Raw genomic sequence first — 23,460 nt, 5'->3', positions numbered from 1 at the left:
GGTCGAGTTCAAATGTTTGTCGTTCCTCGATATACGACTAATAAAAGGTCGAGTTCAAATGTTTTTTACTCTATTCTTTTGAATAGAGTTTTTTTGTAGGAGGAAAAGAATGAATGTAGGGCATTTTTATTACTTAAAAGACCAGTATTTTATAGATTTTCCAGACCAATATTTAATGAAAAACAAAGAAAGAATTAATGGTGCATTTCACGATAGACCTTGTTTTTATACATTTCAAGATAGGAGTACTAGTTTATATTGGTTAATACCATTTTCTTCTCAAGTCTCAAAATTTAGAGCAATATATCAAAGTAAGATAAACAAGTTTAATCGATGTGACACAATAGTATTCGGGAATGTATTAGGTCATGAAAAAGCATTTTTAATTCAAAATATGTGTCCTGCATCAAGAAATTATATAAAAAATGAATACTTAGATAGTCGTGCAAATGTTGCTGTCCGAATAGATGGCGTACTGGAGAGAGAATTATTAACTAAAGCAAGAAGAGTTTTAGCTCTACATAGAAGAGGTATACGTTTAATTTTTCCTGATGTTTTAGAAATAGAACGACAATTATTACAAAATAATAACAGGAGAAATTCTTAAAATAATATAAAAGCACAGTCAGTCAAGATTGTGCTTTTTGTTTGCTCTTTTTTAGCTGAACTGTATTAAATTTTTCTTTATTTTGTTGACTTCTAGTATAGAGCCTATGTGCATAATTAAATTCTTGTTTATTTGAAGTAAAGTATAGTGAAGTCTTTGACTTAGAAAATTTAGCGACATAATAATAGAAATCCATTAGAGAAGAAATCACATGAACACCATATTGTCTGTTTTGCTCCATTTCATAGAAAATAAGTTTACCTAGGTTTTCAACATAAATCAGTATATCGTCACGTATATACTGACTATTCTTTTCCGAATTTCTATATGAAAAACTATCTAATTTTAGCTCAATTAGTGGTAAATATTCAATGTTAGGAACAACTAAAATATCAATCATATCTAATGAATGTGTGTGATAGTTTATATCTAATTTATTACGAAGACATGAAACTCGAATAGGAAATTTAGTTAATACATTTTTGATACATTCGACAAAAAAATTATATTCTTCAGATTGTTGTGGTAATTGATTCACTAATTTATTCGCTTGTAGTTTTAGATGTTCATTAGTTTGAAAAGTATCTTTACCTGAAGAATAACAAGATAAATACAATTCTTTTTGATGGTCACAATTCGTTACAATATGAATATTTTCTGTAAAAATACTATAAGCTACAAGTTTTTGAACAACATTAGTTTGTCTATCTAATAGGCTTAAATTCTTAGAATCAAAATGGTTCGTATAAAAGAAATATTTTCCCAATTTTTGTTTCGTAATCATTTTATTTTTTTCAAGTGTTTTTAACCGACTTTCTAAACTGATTCGATTGCACTGAAGAATCTTTAGTAGGGTGGATTCATAGATGCCATCTGAGTTATTTATTATCTGAAATAATTCTTCTGTGTCAATTGCTCGTTTGTTTACAAATTGTGTTGTCATGTTCACTCCCTCCAATAGTAATTTTGTATAATTGATAATATATTATATTTAGTAAACTTAATTGTTCATTCTCTAAACTATCCCTTAAAACTATCCATTCAATTTGCTGATTGTAAGTTAGTAGAAAATTAGGATGATTGTAAGGAGCAGCCAGTTAGAAAAAATTCACGGAGGTTTCCATTCAATTTTTTCAAAATCCTTTCAAATTTTCTATAGTTTTAAAAAAGTTCTCACGAAAGTTCTCAAAAAGTTCTCATCTGCTTTTATTAAAAAATGCTTTATGTAGGGTTTGTGAAGGGATTATGTAGCCTATAAATTTTATAGATGTAGGGTTTATGAAGGGGTGGTAATTTAATAAAAAAGAGTGTTCAATTCCTAAAAGTATCCCACAAGAGTATCCCAAATTCATAAGTATCCTAACCCTACTTCACCCCTTCATTATATCATCTTAAAATAGATGATGGAAATTTGAATCATGTCTTTAAAATTGTTGACAAACTAATAAATAAACCTAGTATGTTTTAACATACTAGGTTTATTTATTGCATTGTGTAGTAAGTATTATCTTCTAATCTTATTGACTGTGATTGTATCATTAAATCTTTACTATTATTTATGACTTTTTCAAATTCGGATGAATAAAATGCTCTGTTTCCGATTTCTTTTAATGAATGATTGATTATTAAATTGCCCGAGAATTTACTATACATAAAACTATCAGTGCCAACATATTCTAAGTCAGTGGGAAATTCTATGCTTTTTATAAATCTAGAATCTCTAAACGCTCGATTATCAATATATGTTAGGGTAGATGGTAATTTCAGCTCTCCTTCAAATATACAATTAAGAAAACTATCGTATCCTACATATTGTAGTTTATTTGGTAATCTTAAATGACCATCAAGCTTAGCTAATCTGAATGGATAATCACCGTTCTTGTTTCCTATATGAGTAATTGGTTTACCATTAATAGTATCAGGAAAAGAAAGACTACCAACCATGTCAGGTGTTCCGCTATTATAATTACTATCTGTAATACTTGATTTTACAATCCGCAAACCATTATTTTCTAATTTTTCAGCTTGTATCCAAATTTCTGTTTCATTTCTTTCGAGATTCGCTTCTCTTATTTTGGCGTATAAATAATGTTCATCTTCTCTTGTTGAGGATATATTTATTGAACATTCACCTGATAAAGAACAATTAGATTGCTCTAAACTGTCTGTAAATATTGTCGATAAGCTGGGTTTTAAAGTATTTCTAAATAATAAATAACTAATAGCTATAAAAATACCAAATATAATTATTGCAACAACTACGAATAAACCTTGACTTGTTCCATTTGTCATGAAATGACCTCCTTTGATAGTGTTATTTAATTTAGTACACATTATAGCAAGTACCTATGACAAATCAATTTTATAGAACAGGATAATTTCTGTAAAAAAGCGTTTTTGTTAGAATAATAAAGTGTTTAAAGGGAAATAATAGAAAAGTAAAGGAGGATTAATTCGCTGGACATTTGTTATTTTTGATGCAATAATAAATGTATACCTTGATGAAATACACCATTGTCATATAAATAGATACAATATTGGATAATTGTATTCCCTCTATATGATAGAAAATCCCTAATTTGCTCTAGTATCTCTTCTGTCTGGGATACTAGGGTATTTTTGTGTAGAAAATAAACGGTTAAACTAAAGAAGTAAGGAGGTTTATGAATATGCCAAATAAAACAATTGGATACATTAGGACAAGCAAAAATAATCAAAATCTAGGGGTAGAAGTTCAAAAAGAAGCACTTATTCGCTATAATATTGATTCTTATTTTATAGAACAAATCAGTGGTCGGAAAGAAAATCGAAAAGAATTGAATAAAGCGTTAGAATCTCTTGAAAAAGGTGATACCCTAGTGGTTTATAAAATTGATAGGCTAGGTCGTTCTACTAAGCAGTTAGTAAACATCATGAGTGAACTGCAAGAAAAAGGTATCAATTTAATTAGTATTAAAGAAAATATTGATACATCGACACCGATGGGAAAGGTTATTTTTACTATATTATCAGCGATTGCAGAGCTGGAAGCCGATTATATATCTGAACGAACAAAAGAAGCATTAGCAGTTTTAAAGGAAAATGGAGTGAAACTAGGAAACAAAGGATTGGATGTCAAAACTGTCAATAAAATAAAAAAACTTTATACTGAAACGACTTTAACTCAAAGGGAGATTGCAGAAAAATGTGATGTTTGTATTAAAACAGTATATAATGTGAAAAGGAAGTATCGTTTATCTAGATGATGGGTTTCACTATTATATATAATTTGATATAATTATTGCCGGTAACAAACGTTCGTTTGTTACCTATTAGATATAAAAAAATATAAATACATACAATAGTTGATAAATCTGAGTTCTACTCTTTAGATTTATCAGCTTTTTTTATTTGTTTCAAACGAACGTTTCGTTCATCTCACAAAAGAAGAGAAAGGATTGAGTTTTATGTCTTTAAAAGATGGTGTAAAAATAATTATCCAAGATGTAGTAGAACCAGAGCCAGAGAAAGAAGGTTGTCTAACAAAAATAGGAAGTTTTTTAGTTGTAATGGCAATTATTATTACTGTATTAGTTTTACTTTTTAAATTCTTTATGAATCATTTATTCTTGTTTTTTATTTTGTTAGTAGGATTTATTATTGTTGCAACAAAATTTGGTAGGAATTAGAAAATGTATTCAATGGAATTGGCACAAAAGAAATATGTCAAAAATAAGGTCAGGAAAGCATTTATCAAAGCAAATGTAACGATTCCTAAAATAGTAATCAATGGGATGGCTACTGCTCTATATAAAGAATTTATAAATTTATCTATTGAAGAGCAAGAAAGACTATTATTTAGTGATGAATTATTGCCTCTGTTGGTTCAAAAACATGTAGAACGAATGGAGCAAGAGTTTATTTTATAAAAATTTAGGAGGAAAAAAATGAATCGCTTAGAAAAAACAAAAAGAAAAATAAGAGGGAAGCAACTTCGGAAAACTGCTGTAATTGCCACATTGTCTACTATGTTGATTGCTCCCACAGTTTTGGCGGCTACTAATGGAACAAACAGCTATGAACCTAACAGCAGTGTCAAAGCAGCTGAACAAACAGCAAGCTTTACATGGAATGATGATGCAGATAAATGGACTCATGGTGATTTAGGAAGTGCTAAAACTGTAACTATTGGTAATGCTAAAATTGGTATTTATTCTCAACAAGAGGGTGTTTTAACAGTCGCAGCAGGAGATGCTCAATATGATAATAGCTACATGGCATCTCCAATGGCAACTATTCCTGTCGTTGAAGGAACTACTCAGTATGCTACAATTAATTTAGCTGATACTGGTTCTGAATTAACAGGAACTTTTACAGTAGCAGTTACTTTTGCTAAAGGTGAAACACCAACACCTGATAAACCACAAGCACCAAGTAATATTACATTTAATGATGCAGGTGATTTTGTTACTGCTTGGGTAGGAGCAAATACTTCAACTTCCGTCTATGATGCAAGTGGGAATAAAATTGATGATGGTTCAATGTATATGCAAACAGAAGGTCAAGCTCAATTAGACCTAGTTCGTCCATTAACTAAAGGTGAACAAATTTATGTTGTATCTATTAACCCTGATACACAAGTCGAATCAGATAAAACTTGGGCTACATTCATGCCTGTAACTGCTAAAACTGCAGTAACTGTAATGGGTATGGATAGAGATAGTGGAGAAACACTATGGTCTAATGTTCAAGAATTGGATTCTGATATGACACATACTCTAACTTCTCAAGCAGTTGAAGGTTATGATTTAGTATCACCTGCAAGTGAAGATGTTTATGTAACTGGAGATTCTATGACACATGTATTCTATTATGTGAAAAAAGCAGTTGTTCCAGAAGATAAATTCTCTACTGTAACTATTCAATATGTAGATAGTGAAACAGGACAATCTATTGCACCACAAACAACTATTAGTGATGTAAAAGTAGGAACTGATTATGTAGGAAATGCTATTGCAATCGATGGTTATACACTATCAGATGATGCATCAAAAACAATTAATGTTGTAGAAGATGCAAATAGTAATGTTATTAGCTTCCGTTATACAAAAGATGCTCCTGTAGTAGAAAAAGCAAATGTAACAGTAAAATATGTTGATGAAAATGGTAAATCAATTGCTGATGATAAAGTAGTGAAAGATTTAGAAGTTGGAACTAAACATACTGAAAAAGCAATTACAATTGATGGCTATGAATTGACAAGTGAAGCTGAAAAAACAGTAGATGTTCAAAGTGGTGGTTCTGAAATTGCATTTACTTATAAAGTGAAAGAAGTAAATCCACCAGTAGTAGAAAAAGGTAATTTAACAGTTAAATATGTTGATGAATCTGGTAAAGAATTAGCAACACCTAAAGTGGTAAAAGACTTAGAAGTTGGTAAATCACATACAGAAGTAGCTTTAGCAATTAAAGGATACGAATTAGTAGGTTCAGATACAGAAGAAAAAGAAATGGTTATTAAAAAAGGCGAAAACACAATGACATTTACTTATAAACAAGTAAAAGAAGTTGTAGCTAATGCTGAAAATGTAGAGTTCTTAAATGGTAAACAAATGACAGCAGTAATTCCAAAAGGATTAACAATGTATGTAGTATATAAAGGAGAAGTAATTGGTAAAGCAGAAAACCAAAAATCATTCTTCAATCGTGCAATGTTTGCAGATTTTGACCCAACATTAGAACCAACAACATTAAATCTAACAAAAGAAGTAGCAAAAGGAGATACTGTTCAGTATTACACAGAAAATGCTGAAGGGGAAAAATCAGAAACGTTAGAAATTACACGTCCTGAAGATGTAAACCCACCAGTTGACCCTACTGACCCTGTTGACCCAACAGAGCCTACAAATCCTGTTGTTCCAGAACCAGAACAACCCGTAAATCCTACTGAACCAACAACACCAACAGACCCTGAAAAACCTACTGATAATGGTGATGGAAATGGAAATGGTAATGTTGTAACAGATACTGAAGGAACTACTGATACTACAACAACAGATACAAATAAAGAAACGACTAAAGAAGATTCTAAAGAAAAAGAAACAACAAAAGATTCTAAAGAAGATAAGAAACTACCAGATACTGGTTCTAAAGTCATGAATAGTGCTATATTAACAAGTAGTGGATTGGTACTGGTGTTAGGCGTATTAATAATGTTTAAAAAAAGATTTAAGAAAAGTAAATAAACAAGAACAGGCTGAAATATGATTCTTAAACGAATCGTATTTCGGTTTTTTTATAGAGATTTTTAAGAGGTATCCGATATTCAAAAATGTTTTTTCGTATGATGCATGTAAATAGCTACCTTGGGTAGAGAATTTTTCTCTATTTTTCATTTCAGGAAATTTTTTTTCAAAATTTTTGTCAAAAACCACTTAAAAAATGCCTCTTTAAAAATCCAGTAAAATTAATATTTTTCTACTTGTTGACGGAAATACAAGATTACTGTTATATCAACGTTTTAAAGCACTGTTTTTCAAAAAACACCTCTCAGACTCCAATAAAAATTTTTGATGGAGAATTAACCACTTAAAGTTTATCTGAGATATATTTTCAGGTATATGTCTTGAATAAGTGTGGGAAATAAGTATAGATTACAGGGGATAGTAATTCTTTCGTTTTTGTATTTTGTTAACATATTTGTGGATTTTATTGTGTTTTATTTTTAATAATGTTAAACTATATTAAATATTATTTATCATTATGGGTGGAGGTAAGTATGTGGAATGGTTTTTCAAGTTAGAACCTGAGGAACAAGTATTTATTAAAAAATTTTTGTTGGCATCAGGTTCTTTAAAGCAGTTAGCAAAAGAATACGAAGTGAGTTATCCAACAGTAAGAATAAGATTGGACAGATTAATTGAAAAAATAAAACTTTTTGATGGAAAGCAAGAAGATTCTTTTGAAATATCAATTATGCAACTAGTTATAAATGAAAAAATAAGTTTAGATATAGCAAAAGAAATTATAAGAAAGCATAAGGAGAGTATAAATGAGTAATTTAATGGAAATTCTAATAATTATAGCTGTTATTGCGTTTCAAACGCTAAGTGGATATATAGGAAATAAATATATGGGAGCAATTTTACCACTTATTTTTAGTGGTTTAGTTATATATATCATTCTATCAGGGAATTTAAATCTATCTGTGAGAAATGTATTGATGCCTATAATAGGATTGGTTGCCTTGATTTGTATCTATGAAGGTGGAAAAGAATCAAAGAAAAAAAAGACAATAAAAGAAATGGAAAAAATGAAAGCTAAGGATATTTTGAATAAATAATAATAATTAAAATTCTATCTCAAAATAATTATAAAAACATACTTAAAAAATGACCTCTTAAAAAGTCGATAAAATCAAGGGTTTTATCTATGTTGACAAAATTAATAGATTGCTGTAATATCAACGGTTTTAATCACAATTTTTGAAAAAACACTTCTCAGATTCAATTAAAAAATTTTTGTGGGTAATCAACCACTTAAATTAATCTGAGATGTGTTTTTTTGTATGAATTGTTTCTTATACTTGTGATAAACATTGATATATCAGCGTTTTTTATTATTTCATTTGTCTGAGAGAGGTATAGATAGAAATAGCTGAAAATATAGAACACAGTCTGATAAAAATACACTAAACATTTTTTATTGTCCAAATCCGATACATTTGCTTTACTTCAGTTTTCTATGATGGTAAGGTCCTATCGTGATTAGAAAATTAATAACTATAAAGGAGAAAATTAGCATGAGCAATAAAAAATTCACAGAAGAAACTATTCAAAGACAAGAAAAAGTAAAAGAGTGGTTAGATACTTTAGAAGGATATTATGGAGTGAAGATGACTAGTGTAGCTAAGGCTGTTGGGATTCACTATCAAAATTTACATAATTTCAGAAAAGGACAACGAACGATAAGTGAAGAAAAATTAAGTGGATTAGAGGAACTATTACAGTTCAAATATGGTAAATTATTCGAGGAGGAGTTATAAGTATGAAAATTGAGCTGTGTATGGAAGATATTCAAAGAAAAAGTAAACCTAATCCTGATGAAATTAGATTGATTCAAAATACTTTATATAAAAAAATAAAGAAAAAAGAAATTGAAAATATTGCTGAAAGTATTGCTGTTAAAGGGAAAACAAGTATGTTGGCAACGTATTTTGAAACAGAAGAATTCTCTGAACGCATTCATTCGATTAATTTTAAACAGCAACAACTGATTATGCTTGATTTTGATAATTCTAAAGTAGATATAGAAAAATACGGTATGACCACTTATGACTATGTAAGAAATCATGACTTTATTAAACAAAATGCTTGTTTCATGTATCGAACCTTCTCTGATAAAGAAGCAATAGTTGATAAATTTAGAGTAGTCTTTGTGCTGAATAAGCCAGTAATAGACTATTTAGAAATTGGTAATATTTATACTAAATTGTTTCGTTTATTCCCATCAGCTGATAGGAAATGTTCTAATCCCAATCGGCTATTTTTTGGAAGTGATAGAGGGTATGAAGAAATTAATTTTTCCAATCTTTTGAATGTTAAAGAATTTACAAGTGATATTGTGCCGATGAAAAAACAGCCAAACAAAATAGTAAAATCAGAAATTTCTAACGAACAATATGAAATTCAAGATAGAAAGCTGGTTTGGCAATTAATTAAAGAAAATACACAGGAATCAATTAATGAGGCAAGAGCTATTATCCTAGATAAATTCGATTCAGAAATTTCTAAAATATATCCTTCTTACACAAATGCACGAGTGATATTACGGCAAACAATTGATATGAGAGAGTTTTTAGAACTACCTAAATCAGAACCGTTTCATGATATTTTAGAAAAAGACGAAAATCCAAGTGCGAGCGTGATTCAATGGGAAGATGACACACAAATTTACCATCGGTTTAATAAGGATTCTTTTGCCAATTTAGATATTTTGCGAGTAATTTCTAAACTGTTAAATCTAACAGGGTATGAAGGAAGTTGTAAATCCATCGATTTATTACTATATTTAACTGGAAGTAGTTTGGATAGAACTTCTGAATCAGCAGAACAAATCGATAAAATTCAATTCTTTAGAAAAGTACTGAAGAGTGAAAAATTAGCTGTTGAATACCCTAAATTCAGAAAGTTTCTAGGAAGTGATTTGAATATATCTATCGCATTGTTGGATATGCTTTCTGAATATATGTATGAAGATTTTAAAACAGGAGAAGTTCGACACTTACTATGCCTAACAAGTGAAAATATTGCAAAAGAAATAAATATTGTTCTGGGAACAAGGTATGATAGTAAAAGAATACAAAGAGTAATTAACAAACTGGCGATTACAGAAAATATTGAAAAGCTAGAAGAATCACAAATACCTACTGAATTATTTGAAAAATACACAGAAAATTCTTATGAAAAAATAACTCGCAATAAATATCATCATACAAATTTTATAGAGTTTAAAAATGCTGACATAGAAAAATCGGAGAACATATCTAAAGAATTATATGCTAATAATTATACATTGAGTGCTTTGAATTTTGAAGGAATTGCTAGAATTCTGGGAAAAGATATTGCTAGTAATGTATTTAAGCAAAGAGAAACAACTGTAGTATCTAAAAAAATTAAAGTAGATGAAAATCTATTATCAGAATCAAAAAAGGAAAATGAGTTGAAAATAGCTAAATTCATTTTAAGAAAAATAGAAACCCAAAGATATGTTGCTGAAAGAGATATAATTTTTTATGTTTATAAATATCTATTAAAGAAAAAGACAAAGAAAGATGCTGAATATTTGGTAAAACAATGTCGTGCAAATATCTGTAAAGACTATGATTTAGAGCTTATCAGAGTAACCAATAGTATTCGAGACAGTTATAAAATATCTAATGAAATTAGGAGTAGAAGTATCATATACGTGAAGAATTAGTATTATTGAAGAGATTGTATAAGTTATACCATAGTTTTATTGAATTGTAACTTTCATTTGATTTTTTCAATAAAACTAGGGGTAAATCATAACTTTTATAATCATACCTCAAAGAACTATTATTTATTTATTCTTATTTGAGGTATGATTATAAAACCTAATAAGTTTTACCAGAAAAACTGGGTTTTCTCCATGAAAGTTCCAATTCAATATTAATGGTGTATATCATGTAGGTTTTATAATCATACATACTGATTGAGTATTAGCAAAGCTATGCTTTGCTTACTTATATAAGGAATATTGAAATTTAAAAAGAGGATGTTTTCTTGTTTTTAGGTAGTAGCAAGTCAAAGACTTGCTTATTAAATAGGAATTCTAACTTTAGTCAAATAGCTAAAATTTGCTGCCTAGAAGGTTAGATGAAATCTTGCTAGAGTGAGAAATAAAAGAATAGAATTATTCAAAATAACTTTCAGAAAATTAGAGCTGATGTTTATAATAAATATGATATTAGGAGAGAATAGGTATTAATGAACAGGTAGGAATTCGTACCTGTTTTTTTATATTTTAAATAGTAATTATCAGATAATTACTTATTGTCAATAGATTATTTACATGAAAACTAATATGATACATAAAGAAAGTCCCCATAAAATCTAGCCTTTATTGACCAAAACGTTTTATAATAATAGATATATATATATTCTATTCTATTGTTATAAAACGCTACACTTAATTTTGCCCCTTTTTTCCTGATAAATTTGAATTTTTTTTCTAAAAATCGTGTAAAAAATTTTATTATACTTATTCTTCAAAACGTTTAGGTTTTTAAAAGTCAATAAAACTAGGGGTAAACTATCTGTTTTCACATATATAAATACGCAAAAACCTATTTACACTTGATGATTGTGTGATAAAAATAGCTATAAAATGTTGATATATCGGCATTTGTTTTTTTTACTAGCAAGATGAATCTTGCTTACTTAATAGCATTTGTTTAGGTTCAGTAAAATAGCTAAAATTTGCTGCCTAGAATTCAATATATAACAATAAATAAATGGATATATCGAATATACTTTTTAAGAAAAGCAATTTAAATTTTTTATACGAGCCTCTTCAGAATGAGAATATAACGTTAATGATATAAAGCAGTAGAATTTTATATTCATATGGATAAAATAACTTAAAATAAATTTTAAGAGGTCTGTATAATCATCTGTGAGTTGTTAAAATATTTTACGATAAATTATGCACAAAACTTTAAAACGTCTTAAAACGCAAATTAAGCAGTATAGAATTGATTTTACATTTTACAGAGTTACTTTAAAATGAGTAATTGGAGATAGGATTTAGTTAGGTAATAATTTCAGCGAGGATTTTTTAAACCTTGTTAATGCTGGAAATAATTTTAATTTGGAACCAATTCCTAAATGTATCCACATCATCAACTGATGTAGATGATGCTAAAAATGTTGCTATTTTATTTCTCCATTCGTGTTGAAGCTTTTTCGTATAGCAAAACCATTAGAAGTGTTATGATTCCACCCTGTATATGTTCCATCTTTATTTTGTTCAACGTTTGAAAAAAGAATAGAACCTTCAGGCAAAAGAACTGCTATTGCTGACAAAATCTCAAATAGATACTTTAAGTTTCCATATTCTGACATCATCTGTAAAAATTGGTGTCGTAAGCTTTGATATGCGTTATTCCATGAATATTGACGGTTTCCTTTAACATGTTTGTTAGTGAATGTTTTATTTAATCTTTCTTGGTTCTTTTTAAAGGGAGTGAATATTTTTTTTGGAAATTCATAATCTAAAAAGGTCACTATAACAACTTTATTTTCTAAGTCCAATTTTGCAATTATACAATCTTCATCATATTTGATGTCAGTTTTACCATACTTTTCTTTGATAATTGATTCTAGTAAGCTTCCAGAACGAAGAATTAAGTCAGCTATTCTTGGAGAGTAAACATTTTCTTGCTCTGCTTTAAAAGATATAGAATAAGAAAGGTCAATCACTTCTGTTTCAATATGATTTAATATTTTCTTGTATGCTTCCATGTAAGGCACCACCTTTCTTAAACAATAATAAATATATTGTTAAAGTTATTTTATCATAACTAATTAGTGAATAAAGTGAGTGTTAACTATAAATTCTATATCTATTTGAAAATATGTGAGTAAAAATTTATTTAGTAGTGGTTAATTCCCCATAAAAATTTCTTCGATGAATTTGAGAGGTGTTTTTTCAAAAATACCAAAAAACGTTAGTACTACAATAATATTGTATATTTGTTAACAAGTATAAAACCATTGATTTTATTGACTTTTATATAGGTTACTTTAAACGTGATTTCTGGTAATATTTTTGAGATGAAATTTATCTTTACATAGAGACAAATATTTTTCTTCATATGCTTTTGATAAGTAATAATTGATTTTAATTTTAATTTTAATTTGGTATTAAAAGGCTATCATAATATAATGAAAATGTAGATTTTCACTCTAAGGTGTGATGCTGATAGATAAGGATGATTCTGGAAAGGAGAAGAAAGTAATTAAGCAACAGAAGAAATTACAAGATGCATTTAATGATAAACGTGAAGTAGAAGTTATTCCTGCGAAAATTTCTGATTCGTATATCCAGAAGAAAAGGGGAGGCATATTGCTGAGCAAGTGCTTATGCCTAAGCTTAATCGGGTAGTTTCGAATTACAAATTCAATCGTATAAAGAAAAGATATTGTTAAATCTCGCATGGGAATTTACTGGTATTTATGAGTAGAGGAGCATCTGTTACAACTATCAAAAAAAGAGAACAATTTAATAGTATGCTAAATGATTGTCGGTTGAACAAGATGATTTGATTATTGTGAAAAGGATTATCCGCTTTTCAGGGAATACTGTTTATTTTGTTGTTATAGCAAGAGAATTCAGGACTTAAAAAATCTTGTAAGGTTTTATTGAAGCCTTAAATTTAAATACTTTTGATTTAGTTACGGAATGCTTAAATAATGAGAAGTTAGGAATGTTATTATGTGGAAATTAGATTCTTTAGAAATTTCTGGACTACATTTATTAATCGGAATATTTCTTATTCCAATAGTATTTTATGTAATAAAAAATATTATCAGAAAACTAATGTATCAAACCAAAATAACTGGAGTTATAGATATATTTTTTACTAAAAGATATTTATCATTATTAGGAGAGGTATTGCTTTTAATATTATTTTTCAGTTTATTTTTATTTCAAAAGAGACTATCAGTTAGATTATTTGAACCTACTACTTTTAAATTTAACTTAATAGAAATTTACGGTTTTGTAATTGGCATATTGAGTATCTATGGGATTTATATTGGTTTTTTACAATTTGTTATTGGTGATAGTGAGAAATCTAGGTGGTTAGGAAAAAACAAATTGAAATACTTAACAGACACATCAATTTGGTATCAAATTACACAAACAAAATACTTTTTAATTACATTGTTTATATTGGTTATCCTTCCAGTACCTATAATTTATACAAGTGATGAAATTCAGAATGATTTACTCTACATTTGGCAGGCGAGCTTAGTAATTCTTTTATGTATCTATATTTTTCTAATAGGAATGAGTTTAGAAATGTTGTTAATTTTATTTTTAATAAAGGGAGAAAGTGACTGGGGGCTTGAAAGGAATATAAAAAAGTATATTGAAAATGAATACTATAGGTATTTTAAAAAGATGTATAAATATGGATTTGATGCAGAAAAAATTGAAGTATTTTTTAGAAAATTAGCAAATAATCTTCAAAAAGTCAACGATGAGGAGGTTGACGAATTCATACTAACTATTTTTTCTGAAATAAATAAAAATATGATGTATCCTTTCGGTGAATTTAAAAAAGTACGAAAGATAAAGACGTTTTATGGAACTGATGATAAATTTTTATACTATGATTATAAGCGGTTTATTTATAAAAAGTGGGAATTTTTGACTAGAATACAGGAAGATATTAGATTTTCATCTTTTAAAGAGTTAATTGATGATGATATGTTTATTATTAGTCAGCTAGTAAAAGAAAATCCTGAATTTATAGAAGAAAGAAATGTCATGCAGAGAATGTGGTATGAACAAAATGAAAATACTCATGAATATTTATTTGATAAGTTGATAGAAAAAGCTATTCTAGACAATCGTATGGATGAACTTTGTAATGAAGTTAAACGAACAACTATGCAACTTGAGCATATAAGTAATGAAAAGAAAATCTTAATTGACTTTTATACGAATATCGAGAAATATAAGTGGGAAAAGATTTTTGAAGAGTACTGGAAAAACAGTGGTCAATTTGAATTGCCTAAATTTAGAAAAAAAGAAGAGAGAGTAATATCTACAAATAGATACCAAGAGAATATAGAATTGATAACGATAGACCCAGATAACTATGAATTATACTCTTCAGTTTTGTTTCATTATCTAATAAGTAATTTTGGTGACTTAGATAAAAAACATTTTGACAATGAAAAAATCAAAAAAATGATTAAAGCGATGGATAAAGAGTATTCTGTAGCATATTCTTTGTATCAATTATTATATCCAGATGGAAAGAACAATTGGAATGAAACTACGTTTTATTTTGGTAAACAGCTAGATAAATATTTTGATTTCTTTGATGAGAATGAACAAAGAGAAAAGCTATATATGACTGCTGCAAGTAAGGTGTCAAACACTCATATCGGTCATAGAATTACTTTAAAGGTGTTACGAGAATTATTTGACACTAGATATCAAATTATTACAAGTATGACTTATTTTGAGCAATTTCCTTTTAGTCGAATATCAATGTTAAAATGGTTATATGTCCAAGAGATGTTAGTTGAAAAGTATGAATGTAAAAGTAGTAGTATTTTGATTGATAATAAGGAAGATGAAAAAGAACAAAGACTTGTTGAAGAATTGGTTGTCAGTTATCTAAGAATGATTGATGATTTGCCTGAACTAAGTACTAATGAAGGCTTAAGAGATAAGATAGTGTCTTTATTTGAGTGGGTAACTATTAGAAAGTGGTTACTTTCTAAGGGGTTAGGTGTAGTAGGGTTAATGTATTATGAATACTTGCTGATGTATCATACAAAAAATTTTAATCAAGAAATATTTATTGATGCAATTAGGTTTAGTAATGACGAAAAAGAAAGGTATTATTTCATGTCTGATGGGATACTTGAATTTTTTGTATGGAAATTAATTGATGATACCTATAAAAAAATTTTTGAGAATAAGGAAATATTATTTTCTATAAAGTCAAAAGTAAGTTATACATTAAGAAGTAAAAATATGACTGTCAATGAATTTGTTGAAGAAATTTACATTAAATTAGATAAACTAGAGTTTTTACAAGTGGGAAAAATAGATATTGATTTGATAACAAACCGATTGTCTGAAATATTGTTTGAATAATGAACTTAAAAAGAATCATTTGAGTTAGGTGCTGTGGAATATACGCAAAAGCATTATCCTTCAGCAATCTTATTGATAGATTTAATTCCTAAAAATAAACGACATTTCATTCATTAAACTAAGTATATTTGTTATTTAATCTCTTTTTATTTATTTTTTTAATAAAAATCAACTTTATCCTATGCCTGTTTATTTTTGATTGAATACCCCATTGAATACCCCTAAATTAAGTGGAATGGAGTAACGATATTAAAATTAAATTTTTTTTGATAAGCTGCCTTGTCGTCAAAAGAAACGTGACTTCCGCAAATTGTGGATTGCTCGTATCAACGCAGCGGCTCGTATGAATGGCTTAAGCTACTCAAAATTGATGCACGGCTTGAAATTAGCTGAAATCGACATCAACCGCAAAATGTTAGCTGACTTGGCTGTAAACGATGCAACAGCATTTACTGCATTAGCTGACCAAGCAAAAGACGCTTTAAACAAATAATCTCACGTTGTTCTACAACGATTGAACCCGCTCACTGAGTGGGTTTTTTTGTTTCTTCCACTAAGCAAAATACCAAATTCGCTTGACTAATGGTATAGTAGTCTACAATGAAATCGGATTCCTATTAGAGCTGGGAGGATATAAAATGAAACTAGTAACGAGGAATGAAGTATTGGAAGAATCAAAGGCAGTCCTGAAAATCATCGTGGGTAATAGTTTGATGGGATTTGCTTATGCGAAATGGATGAAACCTAATGGGATCATCAATGGTGGTGTCACTAGTATGGCGATGATTTTAGAAAAGGTGACCAATGTACCGATCGTTTATTTGACATCTGGTATTACGACCCTTCTGCTGGTTTTTTGTTGGCTATTTTTAGGAAAAGCCAATTTTTTCAAGTCCATTATCAGCAGTGTTTTTTATAATTTATTTTTTGCTCTTTTTTATTATATGAAGATTGATTTTCAAGTAAACCTGATGCTTGATTTCTTATTTGCGAGCTTGTTCATAGCGGTAGGGTACTATTGCTGCATCACGGCTAACGCTTCAACTGTTGGGATGGATGTGATTGCCATGGCTATCAACAAAAAGCGTCCTGATTTTAGTATTGCTCGGGGCATCCGGTATATTAACTTTATAGTATTGGCACTAGGTTTTTTGACGTATGGCTTCAAATCAGTAGTGATCGGATTATTATTTAGTTTGGTCAATTCTTATTTATTAGATTTTTTATTGAAAAGAAGCAGTCGGTGATTGAACCTACGATGGCATGGTTGTTATTCCTCGTAGAAATACTATAGTAATACGACAACAGACTAAAAATAAATAATGAATTTTGTCCTATTATGAGACAGACAATAAGGAATAGGCGAATAGAAATAAGTCTGTTTATCAAAAAGGTCATGCAAGTATTGAAAAAAATAGCTTTCATAAAAGTTTTGATGTAACGATTGTTTTTATTGGTAGGAAGAAGTGAGATTGAACTACGATGGTAGTAAAGAAATTGACACATGTTTTCTTTTTCTGGATAAACAATAAATAACTAGACTAAAAAAAATAATTTAGCCTTTATTCTGTCAGTTACACGAGCTGAAAATATTCAATAATAATATTGAGTATTTTTAGTTCTTTTTGTTTAGTTTTTACTTAAAAGAAAAGCCATTTTTTGATAGCAACAATATTTGACAGATAGCATGAGCAATAATTTTGTCGTTGAGGCTCGGATGGGGTTGTTTTGATTAGCTGCGTTGGTTACAGTTTTTTGACCTTTGTTTTCGATAGATGCAAAAGAAACGTCGTCGAAAAAGCTAGACAGCATGAATAAAACAGTGCAAGACAAAGAGTCTTGCTATCTTGCTCGTAACTTCTCATAGAGAGAGAAGGTTGCAAAAAGACAAGAACAATGAAAAATGACACCGCAGTGCATTTAGCAGACTAGACACTTTGGGGAAGCAAACTTTGGAATTCACGAATAAACGAATATAACTGTACGGAAAAAGAAGAATTGCCAGAAGAATTAATGCAGGAGAAAAACGTTCATTTCAAATATGACTACATTTTAGGAGAAAGCTGAGGGGAAAGCTTTTTCCTAAAATAATTGGAGGAAATCTGATGTTGGGCCAAACATTTCAAATCAAAACGATTCAAGACTATTTAAATTATTTCATTAACAGAGTAAATGATCCGGTATTCTCAACGAATTTACCGAAAATAAAAGAACGGATTCTGCAAAATTGTGTCGAATTGGAAAAACAAATTAATGGTATCAATAAAGATAATTTCTTTCAGCGTTGGGCGAGCATCAATCGTCTAGAAGCCCAAATCTGGATCTTGTTGGAATTAAGTGAAGTCGCAGTAAAAAAAGGAAGAGTATTCACGGAAGAAGAGGTCGTGCTTACCGCACAAGAGGACTGCCAATCGTATTTTAAAGAAAAATGTGGCATGCGACTTTTAGACGAAACACCGCATTCGCTTCATTTTTCTATCAATTAGCTGCTACGAAAAGGCTCGAGAAGCTGTCATCACACACGTGAAGAAATGAACTTGGGGGGCGTATTCTCTGAGGAGAGAGTTGAAGTAGCACTGTTTTTCTTTCGCCAATCGTTGTTTTAGTAAAATTGGAGCATACAAGTGAATATTTCAAGAAGGCAGTAAAAAACTTTTTGCTTCTGCATAAAAAAGTTTTTACTGCTTTTTTATCGGGAAAGCAAGTCTTATAAATTGAATTGCATAATATAAGATGATATATTCTAAAGTTTAACAATAATAAGGGGGCCTTACTGTGCTAGATTCTTTTTTTAGAGGACAGGATCGGTTAGTGCAAAGTTTTTTTACATTCTATTATCGTTCATACCAAAATACTTATACCTACAAAGAATTAGTTGAGGAACTGAATGTTTCTTATCCAGTATTGAATAATGTACTTGAACAGGTAGAAGAGATCCAAAAAGGATACGCAGAGTTTTCGATAAAACGAGATAATAAAGAGATTCAAATGACTTTCTCGGAAAAATTTCTGTTGAATAAAATTCGTGTCAATTTGACTAAGTCTACCTTGCTATTCACTATTTGGGATGCGATTTTTTATCAAAAATTCAAGTCGCTAGAAGCCTTTAGTCAGAGTCAATATGTCAGTGGTCGTACAGTCCAACGTCAGATTGGTATCTTTGCCCCGATTCTAGATCAGTATAAGCTGGAACTCAATTTAAAAAAGAATGGGTACCTTGTGGGAGAAGAGTATCGAATTCGCTATTTTTTCCATAGTTTTTACTGGCACGTATATGATGAGATCGAAAGCAACCGTCCCCCGATTGTTGAAAAAAGCACCACCGAAGTCTACAAAAAGTTAACCGATTATTTTCCATTTCTGAGGCACGCGGCCAAAGAACGTTTTATCAATCTTTTGGCTGTATCAGTTACGAGGATTAAGCAAGGCTATGAGATACAAGAAATACCGGAAAGTGTCAGAAAATTTTATAATCCCTTTATGGATAAGAGGACATTTGACAATGAGATTTTGCTTCCATTTTTTGAAACAAACTTGATTTTTCAGAAGGATCTATCGGACGACGAGCTTATGTATCTTTACTATATGTTCACAGTAGGTCAAAGCTATTCTCAAGAGTCATTGCAGCGGTTACGTCTGCAATCTCCGATGTATTTGAATGATTATCGAGAGTTGATTGATGACTGGATCTCCTTAATAGAAAAACAAATTCACTTTTCTTTTGGGCAGAATGAACGGAAATTGCTTTTCATCAATGCAACATATATTTTTTCTTTCTTGCTGACGTTTGGTTTCGGGAGCAAAATCGATTCCTTTGGTGATTACACCACATTGTCAGAAATCGAGAGACAGTACCACTACTGGTTCACGGTTTTAGAAAAGATATCTTGCAATCTTGAAACAGAAAATCCTGAATGGTATGAGATTCTAAATTCTAATTCCTTTAAATACTATGCTTCTCAGATTTTGTATTACATTCTCTCCGATTACGATGCACCTGTCAGAGTGGCTGTTGAGTCAAAAAGTCGTGGGATAGAAGAAGAAATCCAAAAGCAAAAGTTGGTACGGATGAGTCCACGACCAATCAATATCGTAGGCATCAGAGAAAATCCGGATGTGATCATTTCTGATTACGCTATCGATCTATCCAAGTATTTTGCAAAAGAGATCCCCTATCTTTTTCAGTGGGGAGAAAAGCAATACTTGCCGGATTGGATTCGCGTGATCACATTTATTGATAAGATCAGAGATGAGAAGTATTACCGTCTATTAGAAGAGAACTAGTTTATTGCTGTACGACAAACATTTGCGGAATTGCTTTAGCCAGCAAAAAAGGTAGTAAATCTTCATACAAGGAAAGATTCGTTTTTGAGAAATTGCAGCAAAGATAGAACGATCAAGTCATCCGTGCCGGAATCGTGGACAGAGTCTAAAATGTCGGTTACAGGCTTACTGAGTGGCTCGCGCTATCAACAAAAGTGGATCTTTCTTTTTTTATTTTCATCCTTAGACTAGATAAGCATCATTTCCATTGTTTCGCGCGGGAATGTGCTATACTAGATGCTTGTAATCGCACCAAGAACCGGTGCTTGAAAGAAGGAGCATAAGAAATGAAAAATTTAAAAGTTCAAGACCTGATTGCTGTCGGGATATATACAGCTATTTATTTTTTATTGATGAGTTTTTGTCTGCTGATTTTACGGTTTGTTATTCCAGGGTTTCATAATTTATTCATTCCAGCCGTTACAGCACTTTTTTCTGGGGTCATTTATCTATTGATGTTGAATAAAGTACCAAAGTTTGGCGCGATCACCATCATGGGCAGTGTGGTAGGTCTCTTTTTTTTGATTTCAGGTCACTTTCCGCTAGCCTTTATGCCGAATATTTTGTGTGCAGTACTGGCAGATACGATCCAGTATAAAAGCAAGTGGAAAGGAAGTCTCAAGACAACTATTAGTTATACCGTATTCAGCTTTGGTTTAATGGGTCCCATCTTGCCATTGTGGTTCATGAAAAATGCGTATATTGATTCGCTAGTTGCTCGTGGAAAAGACCAAAGTTATATTGCAGGGGTCTTTGCTCATACTTCCACAGCGATGCTGGTGATTTGCGGGCTCGCTGTACTGGTTGCTTCGATTGTCGGAATAGGCCTCGGTGCTCGACTATATCAAAAACATTTCCAACCAACGTTGCATCAAACAAACGGGTGATCAATGTGACTAGGCTCTCACTTGACCCCAGAAGCAAATTATTTGTGACATTCTTTGCAAGTGTCACATTGATGATTTCATTGACGTGGACAAAAGAGTTGATTGTGATCAGCTTTTTGTTTATCTTGTTTCTACTTAGCGGTTTCTGGCGAAAGGGATTGTTGTTTTTCGGGCTGTTTCTATTATTGTCCTTGGTAGAAGGGATTTTTGCAGGGCAAAACAATTCAATAGTAACCACACTGCTGGATTTCTTTTCCGTAGGGTATCGCCGATTGTTACCGACGATCATGGCAGCCGTATTTGCGATGAGTGGGACGAAAATCAGTGAATGGTTAGCTGCTTTGCAAAAAATCCGCATTCCCTCATTTTTGCTGGTACCGCTGGCCGTACTGTTTCGATTTTTTCCAACATTGTTGCAAGATGTCAAAAGTATTCGCCAAGCGATGCGCTTTCGGGGAATTGCTTTGAACGGCTGGTCCTACATAAGGCATCCGCTGCAAACGGTGGAGTATTTCTTGATTCCTTTATTGATGTCTGCAGAAAATACTGCGACAGAATTGTCAGCGACCGCATTAGTAAGAGGCCTGTCGGCAAAAAATACCCATACGTCGGTTTATACACTGCGATTGAAACTTGCCGATTATGTAGTGTTTGGTACTGTGTTGCTACTTATTTTTTTGTTTGTAAGGATGTGAAGGAATGATCACCATCGAAAACCTATCTCTTAAACGGGGCACGCAGCAGGTATTGAAAGACGTCTCTTGTCAGATTTTTGCTGGTGAAGTCGTTGTGTTATGCGGCCAAAGCGGTAGCGGTAAGTCAACCTTGTTGAATGTTCTCAATGGCTTGATTCCTGAGCTATATCCAGCAGAAATGACGGGGGCTGTTCAAGTGGCAGGGGATTCTTTGCCGACGGAAGACTTTCCCGCCTACGCCAGAAAAATCGGTGTCGTTTTTCAAAATCCCAAAACACAATTTTTCACAACAGATGTTTATTCTGAACTGGCGTTTACAATGGAAAATGCAGGGGTAGAGCCAGTAGAAATACGAAAACGGATCAAAGAAGTGGCAGAACAATTTTCTTTGTCAGAATTGTTGGATGCAAGTGTTTTCGAACTGTCTGGTGGCGAGAAGCAGCGAGTAGCAATCGCTTGTGCAACGATGCTTTCTCATGATCTCTTTTTGTTCGATGAACCTTCCAGTAATCTTGATGAAGAAGCACTACAAAAAATTGCCGCAGCGATCCGTCTTTTGAAAGAGCAAGGGAAGACGATCGTCATTGCAGAGCACCGATTGTCCTACTTGACGGGGATTGCGGATCGCTACATATTACTAGCAGAAGGTCGCTTGGTCACAGAGTATACCAGTGAAGCATTGCTTTCTCATACCCCGCAACAGATTCACGATCTCGGATTAAGGCGGATCAACGAGCCGCAGTTTGAGTTGGCAATCAACGAAACAGAGGAAGCGAGTTCCTCAGCTGGTCTGATTGCGACGAATCTCCAAGTCACTTATCGACGCCAACAGCAACCAGCTCTTGATATTGCGAAACTTGTTGTGCCTACGCGACAGGTCGTGGGTTTGATTGGCCCGAACGGTGCTGGCAAATCAACATTGTTTCAAGTGTTCGCTGGCTTAAAAAAATGTTCAGCAGCTCAATTTTGGCTGCATGGTCAACCAATCAATCAAAAACAGTTATTGCGAGAAAGTTTTCTGGTTATGCAAGATGTGAACCTGCAGCTTTTTTTTGAATCTGTCGAAAAAGAATTGTTGGCAAAAGCTGCCAGACCGGAACGTTTTGAACAAGTCGTGACTTTGTTGGAACTAGAGCATTTACTGCGAAGACATCCACAATCTTTGTCCGGTGGCGAAAAGCAGCGGGTCGCGATCGGCAGTGCATTGCTTTCAGGTAAACGCTTGTTGTTTTTCGATGAACCGACTAGTGGATTAGACCTGCAACAAATGGAAGAGGTTGGAAATCTGCTGCAGGAAGTTGCCAAAGAAGTCGATCTGTTAGCCGTGATCAGTCATGATAAAGAGTTTTTGGATGAAACCTGCCCTTACGTGATCCAACTCGAACAGGGAAAGTTAGTTGATACCTATCAGTTAGCGACAAATGGGGAATAAAAGAAAAGCGGAGTGAGCGTTGGTTCACTCCTTTTTTGTCTGAACATGAAAAAATCTTCATGATTTTTTCTTTCAATCCGTTAGGAAGTTTTTACAAAATCCGTTATGATAGAA

19 protein-coding genes and 1 pseudogene are annotated in these 23,460 nt (G+C 31.5%); 17 read left to right on the top strand and 3 right to left on the bottom strand.

Going from position 1 to position 23,460, the window contains the following annotated elements; all coding sequences use genetic code 11:
* Positions 1-109: 109 nt before the first annotated feature.
* Positions 110-607 carry a type III toxin-antitoxin system CptIN family toxin gene (cptIN, locus tag EG2_RS00485; RefSeq protein WP_060813058.1) on the top strand — a complete coding sequence of 166 codons (498 nt, stop codon included), beginning with the start codon at positions 110-112 and terminating at the stop codon, positions 605-607.
* 22 nt (positions 608-629) lie between these two features.
* Here cptIN and EG2_RS00480 read toward each other — a convergent pair whose 3' ends face one another.
* Positions 630-1,550, bottom strand: a complete 921-nt coding sequence (locus EG2_RS00480; protein ID WP_071870103.1) for a hypothetical protein — start codon at positions 1,548-1,550, stop codon at positions 630-632.
* A gap of 539 nt (positions 1,551-2,089) precedes the next feature.
* A complete protein-coding gene (locus EG2_RS00475; protein WP_060813056.1) occupies positions 2,090-2,899 on the bottom strand; it encodes a leucine-rich repeat domain-containing protein in 810 nt (269 codons plus the stop codon).
* A gap of 377 nt (positions 2,900-3,276) precedes the next feature.
* On the opposite strand from EG2_RS00475, the gene EG2_RS00470 reads away from it, so the two are divergent.
* The 8 genes from EG2_RS00470 (at position 3,277) to EG2_RS00430 (ending at position 10,564) form a co-directional block, all read left to right on the top strand.
* Positions 3,277-3,852 (top strand): recombinase family protein, encoded by a 576-nt coding sequence (locus tag EG2_RS00470; protein WP_060813055.1) that lies wholly within the window; start codon positions 3,277-3,279, stop codon positions 3,850-3,852.
* 201 nt (positions 3,853-4,053) lie between these two features.
* The gene (locus tag EG2_RS00465) at positions 4,054-4,275 is read left to right on the top strand and encodes a hypothetical protein (RefSeq protein WP_060813054.1); all 222 of its coding nucleotides are present in this window, start codon (positions 4,054-4,056) and stop codon (positions 4,273-4,275) included.
* A 3-nt stretch (positions 4,276-4,278) separates the two neighbouring features.
* The gene (locus EG2_RS00460; RefSeq protein ID WP_060813053.1) at positions 4,279-4,515 is read left to right on the top strand and encodes a hypothetical protein; all 237 of its coding nucleotides are present in this window, start codon (positions 4,279-4,281) and stop codon (positions 4,513-4,515) included.
* Positions 4,516-4,533: 18 nt separating this feature from the next.
* Positions 4,534-6,831 (top strand): MucBP domain-containing protein, encoded by a 2,298-nt coding sequence (locus tag EG2_RS19885; RefSeq protein ID WP_060813052.1) that lies wholly within the window; start codon positions 4,534-4,536, stop codon positions 6,829-6,831.
* Between the two features lie 535 nt (positions 6,832-7,366).
* Positions 7,367-7,645, top strand: coding sequence for a DUF2089 family protein (locus tag EG2_RS00445; RefSeq protein ID WP_060813050.1), 279 nt, complete (start codon positions 7,367-7,369; stop codon positions 7,643-7,645).
* Positions 7,638-7,928 carry a hypothetical protein gene (locus tag EG2_RS00440; protein ID WP_060813049.1) on the top strand — a complete coding sequence of 97 codons (291 nt, stop codon included), beginning with the start codon at positions 7,638-7,640 and terminating at the stop codon, positions 7,926-7,928. Before EG2_RS00445 ends, EG2_RS00440 begins: the two co-directional genes overlap by 8 nt.
* A gap of 459 nt (positions 7,929-8,387) precedes the next feature.
* On the top strand, positions 8,388-8,630 hold the full coding sequence (locus tag EG2_RS00435; protein WP_060813048.1) for a hypothetical protein: 243 nt from the start codon (positions 8,388-8,390) through the stop codon (positions 8,628-8,630).
* 2 nt (positions 8,631-8,632) lie between these two features.
* A complete protein-coding gene (locus EG2_RS00430; RefSeq protein WP_060813047.1) occupies positions 8,633-10,564 on the top strand; it encodes a hypothetical protein in 1,932 nt (643 codons plus the stop codon).
* Between the two features lie 1,475 nt (positions 10,565-12,039).
* Here EG2_RS00430 and EG2_RS00425 read toward each other — a convergent pair.
* Positions 12,040-12,630: a hypothetical protein gene (locus EG2_RS00425; protein WP_060813046.1), complete on the bottom strand. Its 591-nt coding sequence runs from the start codon at positions 12,628-12,630 to the stop codon at positions 12,040-12,042.
* A gap of 973 nt (positions 12,631-13,603) precedes the next feature.
* Here EG2_RS00425 and EG2_RS00415 point away from each other — a divergent pair.
* From EG2_RS00415 to EG2_RS00380, 8 genes and pseudogenes are all read left to right on the top strand, one after another.
* On the top strand, positions 13,604-16,009 hold the full coding sequence (locus EG2_RS00415; protein WP_060813044.1) for a hypothetical protein: 2,406 nt from the start codon (positions 13,604-13,606) through the stop codon (positions 16,007-16,009).
* A 283-nt stretch (positions 16,010-16,292) separates the two neighbouring features.
* Positions 16,293-16,502, top strand: a pseudogene (gene rplT / locus EG2_RS00410) (50S ribosomal protein L20); the annotation flags it as partial.
* A 145-nt stretch (positions 16,503-16,647) separates the two neighbouring features.
* Positions 16,648-17,256 carry a YitT family protein gene (locus EG2_RS00405; RefSeq protein WP_060813043.1) on the top strand — a complete coding sequence of 203 codons (609 nt, stop codon included), beginning with the start codon at positions 16,648-16,650 and terminating at the stop codon, positions 17,254-17,256.
* Between the two features lie 858 nt (positions 17,257-18,114).
* Complete coding sequence (locus tag EG2_RS00400) at positions 18,115-18,495, top strand: DUF7006 family protein (protein WP_060813042.1); 381 nt, start codon at positions 18,115-18,117, stop codon at positions 18,493-18,495.
* Between the two features lie 289 nt (positions 18,496-18,784).
* Complete coding sequence (locus EG2_RS00395) at positions 18,785-20,293, top strand: helix-turn-helix domain-containing protein (RefSeq protein ID WP_060813041.1); 1,509 nt, start codon at positions 18,785-18,787, stop codon at positions 20,291-20,293.
* Positions 20,294-20,619: 326 nt separating this feature from the next.
* A complete protein-coding gene (locus tag EG2_RS00390; RefSeq protein ID WP_060813040.1) occupies positions 20,620-21,219 on the top strand; it encodes an MptD family putative ECF transporter S component in 600 nt (199 codons plus the stop codon).
* A complete protein-coding gene (locus tag EG2_RS00385; RefSeq protein WP_060813039.1) occupies positions 21,216-21,914 on the top strand; it encodes an energy-coupling factor transporter transmembrane component T in 699 nt (232 codons plus the stop codon). The genes EG2_RS00390 and EG2_RS00385 overlap by 4 nt, the downstream gene beginning before the upstream one ends.
* Before the next feature lie 4 nt (positions 21,915-21,918).
* Positions 21,919-23,346: an ABC transporter ATP-binding protein gene (locus EG2_RS00380; RefSeq protein ID WP_060813038.1), complete on the top strand. Its 1,428-nt coding sequence runs from the start codon at positions 21,919-21,921 to the stop codon at positions 23,344-23,346.
* Positions 23,347-23,460: the final 114 nt, after the last annotated feature.

This window comes from Enterococcus gallinarum NBRC 100675 (assembly GCF_001544275.1).
GTDB classification, from domain to species: domain Bacteria; phylum Bacillota; class Bacilli; order Lactobacillales; family Enterococcaceae; genus Enterococcus_D; species Enterococcus_D gallinarum.
This window is presented reverse-complemented; position numbering and strand designations above follow the sequence as displayed.